Annotated in this window: 11 protein-coding genes and 2 pseudogenes; 9 read left to right on the forward strand and 4 right to left on the reverse strand. The window is 68.2% G+C overall.

The window, feature by feature from the left end; all coding sequences use genetic code 11:
• The 4 genes and pseudogenes from IF78_RS43805 to IF78_RS50905 all read left to right on the forward strand — a co-directional run.
• Positions 1 to 545: hypothetical protein (locus IF78_RS43805; protein ID WP_209439679.1), on the forward strand; the 545-nt coding region annotated here is incomplete at its 5' end.
• 140 nt (positions 546 to 685) lie between these two features.
• Positions 686 to 1,053 (forward strand): annotated as a pseudogene (locus IF78_RS49760) (GntR family transcriptional regulator); the annotation flags it as partial.
• Complete coding sequence (locus tag IF78_RS0123420; protein ID WP_031484210.1) at positions 1,050 to 1,715, forward strand: YdcF family protein; 666 nt, start codon at positions 1,050 to 1,052, stop codon at positions 1,713 to 1,715. The pseudogene IF78_RS49760 and the gene IF78_RS0123420, both read left to right, overlap by 4 nt.
• Before the next feature lie 2,209 nt (positions 1,716 to 3,924).
• On the forward strand, positions 3,925 to 4,305 hold the full coding sequence (locus tag IF78_RS50905; protein ID WP_369122754.1) for a CAP domain-containing protein: 381 nt from the start codon (positions 3,925 to 3,927) through the stop codon (positions 4,303 to 4,305).
• Positions 4,306 to 4,468: 163 nt separating this feature from the next.
• Here the strand turns inward: IF78_RS50905 and IF78_RS0123435 are convergent, their stop codons facing one another.
• The 4 genes from IF78_RS0123435 to IF78_RS0123450 form a co-directional block, all read right to left on the reverse strand.
• Positions 4,469 to 4,840 (reverse strand): amphi-Trp domain-containing protein, encoded by a 372-nt coding sequence (locus IF78_RS0123435; protein WP_031484214.1) that lies wholly within the window; start codon positions 4,838 to 4,840, stop codon positions 4,469 to 4,471.
• Between the two features lie 64 nt (positions 4,841 to 4,904).
• Positions 4,905 to 5,435 carry a DinB family protein gene (locus IF78_RS0123440; protein ID WP_031484217.1) on the reverse strand — a complete coding sequence of 177 codons (531 nt, stop codon included), beginning with the start codon at positions 5,433 to 5,435 and terminating at the stop codon, positions 4,905 to 4,907.
• 116 nt (positions 5,436 to 5,551) lie between these two features.
• Positions 5,552 to 5,986, reverse strand: coding sequence for a hypothetical protein (locus tag IF78_RS0123445; RefSeq protein ID WP_031484219.1), 435 nt, complete (start codon positions 5,984 to 5,986; stop codon positions 5,552 to 5,554).
• A gap of 87 nt (positions 5,987 to 6,073) precedes the next feature.
• Entirely contained in the window at positions 6,074 to 6,940 is an 867-nt protein-coding gene (locus IF78_RS0123450) for a bifunctional DNA primase/polymerase (RefSeq protein ID WP_031484222.1), read from the reverse strand.
• A 385-nt stretch (positions 6,941 to 7,325) separates the two neighbouring features.
• On the opposite strand from IF78_RS0123450, the gene IF78_RS0123455 reads away from it, so the two are divergent.
• The 5 genes and pseudogenes from IF78_RS0123455 (at position 7,326) to IF78_RS0123475 (ending at position 13,340) form a co-directional block, all read left to right on the forward strand.
• Positions 7,326 to 7,652: a hypothetical protein gene (locus IF78_RS0123455; protein ID WP_031484224.1), complete on the forward strand. Its 327-nt coding sequence runs from the start codon at positions 7,326 to 7,328 to the stop codon at positions 7,650 to 7,652.
• A gap of 370 nt (positions 7,653 to 8,022) precedes the next feature.
• Positions 8,023 to 8,913 (forward strand): annotated as a pseudogene (locus IF78_RS49765) (bifunctional MaoC family dehydratase N-terminal/OB-fold nucleic acid binding domain-containing protein); the annotation flags it as partial.
• A 566-nt stretch (positions 8,914 to 9,479) separates the two neighbouring features.
• The gene (locus IF78_RS0123465) at positions 9,480 to 10,646 is read left to right on the forward strand and encodes a lipid-transfer protein (RefSeq protein WP_031484228.1); all 1,167 of its coding nucleotides are present in this window, start codon (positions 9,480 to 9,482) and stop codon (positions 10,644 to 10,646) included.
• A gap of 170 nt (positions 10,647 to 10,816) precedes the next feature.
• Entirely contained in the window at positions 10,817 to 11,377 is a 561-nt protein-coding gene (locus IF78_RS0123470) for a SigE family RNA polymerase sigma factor (RefSeq protein ID WP_031484231.1), read from the forward strand.
• A 286-nt stretch (positions 11,378 to 11,663) separates the two neighbouring features.
• Positions 11,664 to 13,340: a long-chain fatty acid--CoA ligase gene (locus IF78_RS0123475; RefSeq protein ID WP_031484232.1), complete on the forward strand. Its 1,677-nt coding sequence runs from the start codon at positions 11,664 to 11,666 to the stop codon at positions 13,338 to 13,340.
• Positions 13,341 to 13,369 lie beyond the last annotated feature (29 nt).

Genomic DNA, 13,369 nt, shown 5'->3' on the forward strand with positions numbered 1-13,369 from the left:
CGATCACCCTTCCTCCCGGCCTGACTCAACGAGCCAGACCTCTGAAGGGGGTCAACTCTCAAAGGCCACTACTGGTCCACTTTTCAGAGGCCACCGACAGCAGTGTCCAATTCACGTCTATGCGCTGTGCATATGCGCCGATACTGTGCGTGCCTATGGGGAAAGTAGTGCGTCTGTACTGGGGGTACATGGTGGCTGCTGCCTTGGTCGTTGCCTGGAGCCAGCAATGGGCGTTGCCGGTGATCGTGTCCCTGTCGCTCGGCGTCTCGGCCTATGCCGCCTTCCAGGTGCCGGTCTGGTGTGGAGCGGTCAACCGAGATGGGCAGACCTACTGCCGCAACAACGCTTATGGCGTGTTGATGGGGTGTTCGAAGCGTCAGCACAGGTGGCAGAAGCTCAAGATGATCGTTCTGCGCACCAAGGTCGGGAACGTGAGTCGCTCCGTGTTTCCAACGGCCAAAGAGAAGTTCAATGGCGCTCTCGCCGTAGGAGGGCTGCTGTCGGCTGTCGCCGCAGTGATCGTTCCCGCTGTGACTGGCGGCTGAGCGGGCACGATCGAGCGCCTGGGGCAATAAGACCAGGTCAGAAGGGGTGCCCCTCGTGAGGGGCACCCCTCCCGTGTTCACTCTGTCTCACCCTGACCCGCCGGTGTACCGGCATTGATCAGTGTGTGGGCCGGCCTTGGCCCTGGTCTTCCGCTCAGGCTCACGGGCTGCCGGAAGGCGCCGAGCTGTACGCAGGTGCGCGCCTGATCAAGGAAGGCGCCCAGCCGACTCACACGCTGACCAGCTACTACCGTCCCGAGCATGTGGAGGGGACGCGCATCGTTGACCCGACTCCGGGGCCGGCTGGCCGTGGCGGTGGCTTCCGCGTCTTGTACGACGCCGGATACGAGATCGACCACATGAAGGAGGAGCTGTTCGCGCGAGTGCGTACACCGCCGACGGGACTGTGGTGGAGTTCGCCATTGGGGTTCACGCGGCTACGCGCTTGGCGTGGGCCTATGAGTTCAAGGTGCCCGACTCGGCGAACACGGAGGACGAGAGCAAGTGATCTCCACTCAGGCGTGGGCGGACGCACAGCGGCTCTGGGACTTCCAGCAGATGGGGCATGAGCCCCGCCCCTGCTCCGTCGCGATCGGACTCGGCAGCCACGACCTGGGAGTGGCTGACACCACCGCAGAGCTGTACCACCGAGGCATGGCGCGGCTCATCGTCTTCACGGGAGCGACCAGCCGTACGACGCGCGAGCGGATGCCTCGCGGCGAGGCTGAGCACTACCGTGACCGCGCCGTGGAACTGGGTGTTCCCGCGGACGCCATCCTTGTCGAGCCGACGGCGCGGAACACAGGCGAAAACATCCGCTTCTCGCGCACCCTGCTCGAAGAGCGGCGCGTCCCCGTCTCGTCCGTCCTTCTGGTCAGCAAGCCGTACGAGGAACGACGCGCATACGCAACGGCGCGCAAGCTCTGGCCGGACGTGGAGTGGGTGAGTGCATCCACGCCCATGACGTTCCCCGAGTACGTCGACTCGATCCAGGACACACGCCTCGTCATTGACATGCTGGTCGGTGCCCAGCAGCGGCTCATGGTTTACCCCCGCCAGGGATTCATGATTGAGCAGGAGATTCCCGAGGACGTCGCAGCGGCGTACGAGCGCTTGCACGGCGAAGGGTTCACGAGCCGACTCGTGCCAGAAGGCGCGAGCGACAGCTAATTGCGGTGTCACAGCACATTGTTAGCCAGAACCGCTTCCCTGCCGCGCAATTCCTTCTAGCCTCGGGCCATGGATTGGTTCCTGGCGGCGCCGGCGGGAGCGGCCGGCGGCGCGTCCATACGCGCCTACGGATCAGAAGGTGGTCGTACCCCGCCGCGCCCGATCTGTCGGCGCCCGCCAGCGTCCAGGTGGACGTGCTTGGACCAAGAACCAACGCGTAGACCTGGTGGACGCGTCTGCAAGAGCACCGCAACGAATACGCCCCGGGGCGCCGGACACGTGCGGTCTGGGCTCCAGGGCGCGTTGGACTGTCGCGGTCTCGATTCTGCTCGCGGGTCGGCGGTGTTGGTGTGGGGTATGACGGACGGGTCTCACGGCGAAGGGGGCTCGCTCTCCTCGCTGCCCTGGCTGCTTTTGGAGAGGAGCAGGCCCAGTAGATCTCTGGCTGCCTTGCCCCTGGTGCTGCTAGGGCTGATCAGCACGATCAAGACGAGTAGTACGCGAGACCCTGCCACGGTGGAGGCAAGGATGAGTGCGGCGCTGGTGCCGCTGCCGAGGAGTTCCAACATAGGGTTCATCGATCGCTCGCCAAGCTGCCTTTTCGAGGCGCCCGGGGCAGCATGAGGGCCGGGGAGGGGAGCGACTGGGCGCAAAGTCGTTCATGGCCGTGAAGAAGGCGTAGCGATGCTGATTGCTGAGAACCATGTGGTCGTTCCTTGAGTCGGATAGGTGCCGGTGGTGGGGTGAGAGCGGGGGCGGCGTGCCGGCGCTCTCGTGCATGACTCCATTGCACCCCGTCGGTGGCTTCAGGTCACGGCACGGAATCTCGGGACTCGACAATGCTGAGGCGCGCATGGTGGCAGCGCGGGTGCCGGGCAGGCTGCCGTAGGCGCAGGTCCACGGCTTCGTGGACTGAGGCATGCGTGATCGCCTGCGATCTCAGCGGCTGACGTTCCGCCTCGACCAATGGCGATGTGATATTTGAATCGAATGCGTGAACGAATTGCTCCGGAGCCTGCGTGCCCATCTATCTGCGGATCCAGCGCGACGCCGTACAGCGCGCTCTCGCTGCAGCCCGACGCGCACAAAGCGCTGATCGCGCTGACGCAGGAAGCCGTGGGTGCGGCGCCGTGCCCGGTCTGCCGACCGGACAACGGCGCTGGGACTACTGGACTGAACCAAGATTGAAGCCAAGGCGCACGAGCTGAGGTGGTTGCTGACTCTGGGGGTCAGTGCCGTCCCGGACTCCTACGTGGGTCCTAGCGAGCCGTGTCCGGCGGTCTGTTGCGGGTGGGGTGGGCGGTTCGTCTCCCGGGGCTTCACAACAGGCCCCGTCCATCCCGAAAGTCTTGCGGTAGCTCGAACGTCAACGCGCAGCCCGTCCGCCTGCCTATATGGCTCTCCGTCTGGCTGGTCCTGGCGAACCGTGGCGATTAATCACTCAAGCCCGTTAGCGCCGGAGCGCGCGATAGGTTGCCGGGGAATCGGCTCTGTCGTGCCTGGACGCCTCGCTCGTCTCGGGCGGGGTCCGGCCTGGTTAGTGCCTCGACCTGGTCGGGAGCGACAACAGACAGGAGCCGAGAAAATGGTGCGACCCAAACAGAGGAAGCGCCGCCAACACCGGAAGCGGGAGTGGGTGGAGTTGGCGGTAGTGGCTTTTGGCGCGGTCACTGCCATCGCGGGGTGCGTCCAACACTTCTTGTGACGCACTGAAGGGTGAGCCGGACGGCTGGCTGGGTGAGTGAGCCCGGCCGACGTTTACTCGGCCGGACCACCCTGTCCCGCGCACAGGCCTGGTTTGGGGCTGCATCCCAAGCCAGGCCTTGTGCATACGCGGGAGCTCAAAGCCGGGAAGTTGCTTCCCCGGCCTCGTACTACACGAGATAACCGCAAGTCATCAGCGTCCGACAAGAGATCAAGAGCCACAGCGCCACCAAATTGTCGACATTTCCCTGGCGAATGATCACAGCGATCGATGGCGTTACGGGGGTAGCGAATACAAAGACGCAGCTTGGGGGCTCGAGGGGGTGGCGGAACCTGGCGTATGCGGACCCACCACTGAGCCTGGCTGCGTCAGGGCCCCTGGCCCGCTGCCTATTGCCAGCCCAGGGTGGTCCATTGGCCAGCTCAGGGTGGTCCATAACGGATCCGTGGGACGGCCGCCGTCAACGCCGGACACGGACTGGACTTTCCTCATTTCAGCTGGCTCGTGCGACCCAGAACTCCGGGCTCCTCCCAGTCAGTTCTCGACGCTGTCAACGAAAAGCGAGCCAGCGTCAATTGCCCCAAGGTGAAGGGTGATGAAAAGCTGCGCGTCGCCGCGGAACGGTACGCGGTAGACCTCCGCGATCATCCGGAAGTGCGTGGCAAGTCATGGCCCCACCCTGGTTCAGATGGCAGCAACGCACCTTCACGCATCGCTGCTGCCGGGTTCGCTCCGGCCGCAGCCATCGGCGAGGTCGCCTACCTTCGGAAAACTCTCAGGCGACTAGACCCAACCGCAGGACCCATGGGCCATCTGTGGGCCAGCGCGCTGGAGTGGCGGGCCGTTCGCGGCATCGGTGCAGGTGAGAATGGGTGTTCACAGTGATGCCGCAACCCAACCGTCGTGGCAGCGATGTCACCGTGGGTTCAAATCCCACACCCACCGCGTGGTGAGCAGTGAGAACGGCCCCTGACCAGGCGAATCGGTCCGGGGCCGTCAGCCTGCGCGGCCACCGCTGTCGCCTGGTGCCGGCCGTGAGTTCCCGGGTTCAGGAGCTCTTCGCTGTGGCCCGCTTCGATGTTCTGGCTCCGGCGGCACCGCTTCGCCTTGGACCGGCAGCCGCGCTCTTCCGCTGGCCGCCCCCGGCCTTCGCCCCGCCCGTCGTCGCCTGCGATGACGCTGTCCGGGCGGTGGGCGCGGTCGGCCACTTGAACTCGATCTCCAGCTCGATCTCCCCGTCGCTGACCTCGACCTCGATCTCGCCGCGCAGCTCGGCGGGGATCCGCAGACTCAGCTTCCAGGGGTCGAGTTCCAGTTCGGCCTCCCCGCCCTGCCTCAGCGCGGCCGCGAGCGCCTCGAGCTGGTCAGCCGCCTCAAGGCGGGACAGGGAGCGCTTCTGCTCAAGCTTGAGGTCCTTCATGGCATTCTCCGATCCGGAGCAAACAGAAGATAACGCCCATTTTCCCTCCCGTGCGGGCGCCGGATCAGTCCCCTGTCTCCTGGGCCTTCAGCATGCGCAACTGCCCGATCTCCGCCGCGTTCTTCATCAGCTCGGCGTTCACCCAGCCGATCATGTGGGCGACGGTGTACTGGGGGTCGTTCGGCCAGGGGAACGGTGCCGTGGTGTCCAGGTCCACGTCGTCGAGGCGGTCCAGTGCCGCCAGCCAGTCGGTGCGCAGGCCGCGCAGCCAGGCGACGGTCGCCGTCCCGTCGCCGGGCCAGGTGATGTCGGTCCGGTCCCGGGGCGGGCGGCCCCGCAGATGGTCGGTGGCCACGCTCCACCACCAGCCGATGTGCCAGCTCACCCAGGCGATCGTCGGCACGGGGACGGGGTCGGGCTCGGTCTCCGCCCAGTCCGGAACCCAGGTGCCGTCGGCGGCGCGGTGCACCGTCCAGCAGTGGGGGACCGGTTCCCACAGGAAGTCGTCGGGCCGGAGCCGGTCGAGGTGGTACTCGAACAACGCCCAGGTCAGATCGAACTGCCAGCGGATCAGGTCACGTCGGGAAACGCTCATCGGCCGACCCTGGCACAGGGCCTCCCCGCCGGGACAAGCCATTTGAGCCCTCAAACCAAAGCCATCCCGAATCCCCAGAGTCCCGGGGCCACCCCAGCCCCGTACCCCGACAGGGCCTAGAGCTCGTAGTCCCGAGCCAACTCCTCCCACGGCACCTCCCGCAACGCCTCCTCCGCGTCGCAGCCGGACGGCACGTACGGGGTGGGCTGGAACCAGATGATCGTGAGGGCCGAGCGGTAGAGAACCGGGTCGTGGTCGCGATCGAGGGCCGTGGAGTGGAAGTCGCCGACGCAGGCCACCGCCGGCAGCACCTCGACCGGGCCGAAGGCACCCGCGTACTGGTCGGGATACTCGCGCGGCGGCGGCACGAGGTGCACCGGGATGGAAGGGGCGGCGGCCTGCTCGGCCGTGCGGACGAGGCCCTTGATCTTCATGTCGTTGACCAGCTTGCACGGGTACCCCTCCAGCATTCCGCCGTACGTCGAGGAGAACCGCAGCTCGGAGAGGTCGAGCGAGCGGCCGGACGTGAGGACGAGGCGGGTCAGTGACATGGTCGGCACTCTAGGGCGGTGGTGCATCGAGCTCCCGTGAATTTCAAGGCCGGTCAAGGGCCCGTCAGGCGCCGGCGCCGTCGCCGGTCAGGGCCGGTGCCCTGTCATGCGGGCCGCCGAGGCGATCGTCGCGCGGGCCTCGCGTTCGGTCAGGCCGGTGTTGAGCGCCGCCTCGACGAGAGGGTCGACCAGGGCGGGGCCGATGCCGTCCTCGTAGGCGCGGCAGGCCGCCCAGAACAGGCGCGTGTTGCGCTGGCCCTCGTGCGCGGCGAGTACGAACTGGACCAGCCCCTGACCGTGGCCGCCGGTCGACGAGGGCGCGGGGTGGTGCGTGCGAGGTGGCGGGAGCAGCAGGCGCAGTAGGGCGCGCGGACAGGGCGCGGGAGCGATGTGGGACGTACCGGGCGCGGTGCTGTAGACGCCGTGGTCGGTACGGGAGCCGGGGCCGACGAGGTAGCCGCCGGCGCCCCGGATGTCGATGCCGGGAGCGAGGCGGCCCGCCGAGTTGGGGACGACGACGTCCGCCGGGCCGGTCAGCCAGAGGTGGCGGCCGCCGCTGGGGGTCAGGACGACCACCGTGGGCGGGATCGTGAACAGGTGGCGCAGTGCCAGTTCGCGCAGGGCGGTGGAGGAGTCCGTACCGGATTTGGTGTCGAGGTCGATGCCGATCAGATGGTGCGGCGGCAGGCCGCAGGCGATGCCGTAGCCGGTCGCCCAGGGGGCGGCGGCGAAGAGCTCGCGGATACGGGCGGGGTCGGTGGAGGCGTCGTAGACCCCGTGCCCGAAGCGGCCGCACTCGCCGTGGCAGGGGGCGTGGTCGGGGTCGTCGCGGTGTGGGGAGCGCAGGGCCGGGAGCTTCGTCCGGGACAGGGGGATGACGGCCAGTCCGCGCTCGGCGGCTGACAGGGCGTGTGCGAGGGCCAGCGTCGTGGCCTGCCGGTCGGTGGTGGCCATGCCTCTATGTTCGTACGAGTGTTCGAAAAAAGAAAGGGGGATTAGGGGTGGGCCGCCGGGTGGCGCGCCGGACGGCGGGGATCGGCTGGAAGTGTGCAGGAACGCTTCACCTCTTGTGCCGCTTGGGGTGGAGGTGTCCGTACTGCCCTGACTCGCGAGCTAGGAGCGGCGAAAGGGGTTTATCGACTTGTCATCACGCTTGAGGGCGAATAGCGGCTTCCGGGGTGGTTCGCCGGGGATTCGGTGGGCAACTCTGATCTCGCGACGTCGTGCAGAACGCAGAACTCCGGGGCGGTCGGCCAACTGCCTTGGAACGAGCAGTACTTCATGCACTACCTATGCGTCCGGCTGGGGAGCCTGGGCGCACCTGTTCTGGAGGAACAACATGGCAAGCATCCGTACCGCCCGCGTCATCGCAGCCGTCTCCGCCCTTCCGCTCGCAGCCGCCCTCTTCTCCGGCGTCGCGACGGCGGACAACGGTGCCATCGCGGACGACGGATCCAGTGCGGCTGTCACGAACGCCGCCCAGGGCCTCATCGGCAGCGGGGTCGGCGGCGACAACTACGGCACCTCGTCCACCACCCAGCAGCAGGCGACCGGCTCCGGCGCCTCGAACCAGAGCAACACCGCCCAGGTCAACGGCTCCGCGTTCACGGCCATCAACCAGGGCAACGACAACGCGGCCGTCAACTTCACGCCGCTCTGGTGGTGAGCTGAGGGGGCCGGTGCCCCGGTGCTCAGGCATCGGCCCTCTCTGATTGTGTCGGGTGTGCTCTGTGGGGTGTAACGCGTCTGCGCGGCGGTACTTCGGTGCCGCCGCGCAGACGTTTTTGGTGCCGCTGTCGGGGGCCGGCCTGCTTATGCCGTGCGGCTGTCCTGCGGCTTTCCGGCTGCGGTCCCCGCGCCGTCCTGCGGGCCTTTTCGCTGCTGTTGTACGGAGGTTGGAGCAGCCGAGTGGGAGCTCATCGGCGGCCTTGACAGTGAGTCGTATCTGACGGACAGTCAGAAACCTTCCTGGCCCTGGTGAGGGAGTGCGAGTTCGAGCTTCGGACCACAGGGCTGATGAGGGCGAGGGGGCGACGGTGAGCGACGAGCTGGATGGGCGGCTGAAGGTCTACGAGGGGCGGCCGGCAGCCGTGGCGAGCAGAGGCAAGGACCCTGTCAACGCGCCCATGATCAGGCACTGGTGCGAGGCGATGGGTGACACCAATCCGGCGTATTCGGGCCCGGACGCCATCGCCCCGCCCACCATGCTCCAGGCGTGGACGATGGGCGGCCTCTCCGGCCATACGGCACGCACGGGTGCGTACGACGAGCTGCTCGGACTCCTCGACGAGGCGGGCTACACCTCGGTGGTCGCCACCGACTGTGAGCAGGAGTATCTACGCCCCCTTCGACCCGGGGACGAGATCACCTTCGACGCGGTGATCGAGGCGGTGTCGGAGCGGAAGGCGACGAAGCTGGGGGCCGGTTACTTCGTGACTACCCGCATGGACGTCCGCATCGGCACCGACCTCGCGGGCACCCACCGCTTCCGGATCCTCAAGTACGCCCCGGCACCCCGGCGGACCAAGCCGCCTCGCCCTCGCCCGGTGGTCAACGGTGACAACGCCGGCTTCTGGGAGGGCGTCCGCAGGCGCGCATTGCTGATCCAGCGCTGCATCGGCTGCGGCGCCCTGCGTCATCCCTGGCTGCCCGGCTGCAACGCCTGCGGCGGCCTGGAATGGGACACGGTCGAGGCGAGCGGCGAGGGGACGGTCTATTCGTACGTCGTGATGCACCATCCGCCGTTCCCGGCCTTCGACCCTCCTTACGCGGTCGGCCTGATCGAACTGGCCGAGGGCGTGCGGATGATCGGCAACGTGGTGGGTGTGCCGTACGACAAGGTGCGTATCGGGCTGCCGGTGCGCCTCGAGTTCCAGGACTGCGACGAGGAGTTGGTGTTGCCGGTCTGGCGGGCTCAGGAAGCGCAGGGGATTCAGGAAGCGCAGGGGATTCAGGAGGCGCCACAAACTCAAGAAGCACAGGAAGCCCGGAAGATACAGCAAACCCAGAAGCCGCAACCGCCCCGGGGCATGACGAGCGGCGCGGAGGCGACGGCGAGGCGCGTCACGTCCGGGACGGCGAAGCGCATGAAACCCGGGGACGAACTGCCGCCGCTGAAGATCCCGATCACCCGCACGCTGATCGTCGCCGGGGCCATCGCCTCGCGCGACTACCAGGACGTCCACCACGACCCGGAGCTGGCTCGCGAGAAGGGTTCCCCGGACGTCTTCATGAACATCCTGACGACGAACGGCCTGGTCGGCCGCTACCTCACCGATCACTTGGGACCGACGACCGTACTGCGCAGGGTGGCCATACGACTCGGCGCGCCCAACTACCCGGGCGACACGATGGTGTTGACGGGCACGGTCGAGGAGGTCACCGACGACACCGCGACGGTGCGGGTCGTCGGGGCCAACGGCATCGGCAGACACGTGACCGGCACGGTGACGGTGACCGTGCCGACGGCCACCGCTCCCGCGGGAGGCGTCGCATGAGCGCGCGTACGAGGGACGCCCTCTCCGGCCGGGCGGCGATTGTCGGTGTCGGGGCCACCGAGTTCTCCAAGGACTCGGGGCGCAGCGAGCTTCGGCTGGCCGTGGAGGCGGTGCGGGCCGCGCTGGACGACGCGGGGCTGACGCCCGGGGACGTGGACGGGATGGTGACGTTCACGATGGACACCAGCCCGGAGATCACCGTGGCCCAGGCCTGCGGGATGGGTGAGCTGTCCTTCTTCTCCCGCGTCCACTACGGCGGCGGTGCGGCCTGCGCGACGATCCAGCAGGCGGCGCTCGCCATCGCCACCGGCGTGGCCGATGTGGTGGTCTGCTACCGGGCGTTCAACGAGCGGTCGGGTCGGCGCTTCGGCTCGGGCGTACAGCATCGGGAGCCGTCGGCGGAGGGTGTGGCGCTCGGCTGGTCGCTGCCGTTCGGGTTGCTCACGCCGGCCTCCTGGGTGGCGATGGCGGCCCAGCGGTATCTGCACACCTATGGGCTGACGCCGGAAGCGTTCGGGCATGTGGCGGTCATGGACCGCAAGTACGCGGCGACCAACCCGGCCGCGTACTTCCACGGCAGACCCATCACCCTCGCCGACCACGCGGCCTCGCGCTGGATCGTCGAGCCGCTGCGGCTGCTGGACTGCTGCCAGGAGACGGACGGCGGCCAGGCGCTCGTCGTCACGTCCGTCGAGCGGGCCCGTGATCTGCCCCACCCACCGGCCGTCATAGCGGCGGCGGCGCAGGGTGCCGGCCGGGGGCAGGAGCAGATGACGAGTTTCTACCGGGACGACCTCGCCGGCCTGCCGGAGACGGCCGTGGTGGCGCGGCAGCTGTGGCGGACGGCGGGGCTGGGGCCGGGGGAGATCGACCTGGGCATCCTGTACGACCACTTCACGCCTTTCGTGCTGATGCAACTGGAGGAGTTCGGGTTCTGCGCAAAGGGGGAGGCGGGGGACTTCGTGGCCGAGGAGCGGCTGCCGCTCAACACCCACGGAGGGCAGCTCGGGGAGGCGTATCTGCACGGGATGAACGGCATCGCGGAGGGGGTGAGGCAGGTGCGGGGGACGTCTGTGAACCAGATACCGGGGGCGGAGCGGGTACTGGTGACAGCGGGCACGGGCGTGCCGACGTCGGGGCTGGTCCTGGCCACGGACGTCTGAACCGGCCGGGTCGCCGACGGGTGACCCCCAGGGGTAATCCCGCAGTATGTGTCCCCCGCTCGTCCACCTTCAGGAGGTGGAGTCAGACCCACCCCTACAACCTGAGGCGGACGTTGCTTCGGCACCTGCGGCCGATCCGCTGAAGCAGGGGACGCTCATAGCGTGGAGCCATGACCACACCCGTCTGCACCAGCGCTTCCGACGCCGCGACGCGGTCCTTTCCGAACGCGACGTACCCCTCCTTCACGTCGTATGTGCGGGCCCGCCAGCCGGTGCTGCTGCGTACCGCCCGGTCGCTGACCGCGAATCCGAGTGACGCGGAGGACCTGCTGCAGACCGCGCTCACCAAGACGTACGTCGCCTGGGAGCGCATCGAGGACCATCGCGCGCTCGACGGCTATGTGCGCCGGGCGTTGCTGAACACGCGGACGTCGCAGTGGCGCAAGCGCAAGGTCGACGAGTTCGCCTGCGACGAGCTGCCCGAGCCGGAGCCCATGCCGGGCCACGACGACGATCCCGCCGAGCAGCAGGCGCTGCACGACGCCATGTGGCGCGCGATCATGCGGCTGCCGGCGCGGCAGCGGGCCATGGTCGTCCTGCGCTACTACGAGGACCTGAGCGAGGTGCAGACGGCAGAGGTCCTCGGAGTGTCCGTGGGCACGGTGAAGTCAGCGGTGTCACGAGCGCTGGGCAAGCTGCGCGAGGACCCTGAGCTGGGGCTCGTCCGCTAGGGCCGGCCCGGCGCATCCGTCACCCCTGCACAGGCGACGCCCCCTCCCCAGGTGACGACCCGCGGCACACCACCCCACATGTCAGCAGTCGGCACAACCGCCCCGAGCAGCCCGCCGCGCGCCCATGCCCCCCGTCCATGGCTGCCTCAACCGCCCCACACCCCGTTAGCGCCCGTTATCGTCACGTCCCCATGAACGCAACGTGACATGATCGATCGCCCGCCCCTAGTGACATACCGCGCGGTATGCGCGCAGAATCTCCGCAACCCTTACTACCGCGTAGGCAATGTCGCCCCGGGAGGACGCCGTGCTGAGCACGATGCAGGACGTACCGCTGCTGATCTCGAGGATCCTGACCCACGGGTCGACGATCCACGGCACATCGCAGGTCACCACGTGGACCGGAGAGGCAGAGCCGCACCGCCGTTCCTTCGCCGAGATCGGTGCGCGTGCGGCGCAGCTGGCGCATGCCCTGCGCGAGGACCTGGGCGTGGCCGACGACGAGCGTGTCGCGACCTTGATGTGGAACAACTCCGAGCATGTCGAGGCATACTTCGCGATCCCCTCCATGGGCGCGGTGCTGCACACCCTCAACCTGCGTCTCCCGGCCGAGCAGCTGGCCTGGATCGTCAACCACGCCGCCGACCGGGTGGTCATCGCCAACGGCTCGCTCCTCCCCCTGCTCGCCCCCCTGCTCCCGCACCTCAAGACGGTGGAGCACGTGGTCGTGGCGGGGCCGGGTGACCGTTCCGGCCTCGCGGCCGCCGACGTACAGGTGCACGAGTACGAGGAACTGATCGCCGGTAAGCCGACGACGTACGACTGGCCGGAGCTGGACGAGCGGCAGGCCGCCGCCATGTGCTACACCTCCGGCACCACCGGCGACCCCAAGGGCGTCGTCTACTCGCACCGCTCCGTCTACCTGCACTCCATGCAGGTCAACATGACCCAGTCGATGGGCCTGACCGACCAGGACACGTCGCTGATCGTGGTCCCGCAGTTCCACGTCAACGCCTGGGGCCTGCCGCACGCCACCTTCATGACCGGCGTCAACATGCTGATGCCGGACCGCTTCCTGCAGCCCGCGCCCCTCGCCGAGATGATCGAGAGCGAGAAACCGACCCATGCGGCCGCCGTGCCCACCATCTGGCAGGGCCTGCTCGCCGAGCTCACCGCCAAGCCGCGGGACGTCTCCACCCTCGGCCAGGTCACGATCGGCGGCTCGGCCTGTCCGCCCTCGCTCATGCAGGCGTTCGACAAGCTGGGCATGCGGGTCTGCCACGCCTGGGGCATGACGGAGACCTCCCCGCTCGGCACGGTCGCCCGTCCGCCGGCCCACGCGGTCGGGACGGAGGAGGAGTTCGCGTACCGACTGACCCAGGGCCGCTTCCCGGCCTCGGTCGAGGCACGCCTCACCGGCCCCGGCGGCGAGCGTCTCCCCTGGGACGGCGAGTCGGCCGGCGAGCTGGAGGTCCGCGGCCCCTGGATCGCGGGCGCCTACTACAACGGCCCCGACGCCGAACCGCTGCGCCCCGCCGACAAGTTCAGCGAGGACGGCTGGCTGAAGACCGGCGACGTCGGCATCATCTCCCCCGACGGCTTCCTCACCCTCACCGACCGCGCCAAGGACGTCATCAAGTCCGGCGGCGAGTGGATCTCCTCGGTCGAGCTGGAGAACGCGCTGATGTCCCACCCGGATGTCGCCGAGGCCGCCGTGGTGGCCGTGCCGGACGACAAGTGGGGCGAGCGCCCGCTGGCCACGGTCGTCCTCAAGGAGGGCGCCACCACCGACTTCGAGACCCTGCGCACCTTCCTCGCCGAGGAGGGCAAGATCGCCAAGTGGCAGCTCCCGGAGCGGTGGACTGTCATCGAGGCGGTTCCGAAGACGAGCGTGGGCAAGTTCGACAAGAAGGTGCTGCGCAGGCAGTACGCCGAGGGCGGCCTGGACGTCACCCAGCTCTGACGCGACTCGCGGAGCGGGGAACTGTTGTC

Origin of the sequence: Streptomyces bicolor (assembly GCF_000719285.1) — a bacterium.
GTDB lineage: Bacteria > Actinomycetota > Actinomycetes > Streptomycetales > Streptomycetaceae > Streptomyces > Streptomyces bicolor.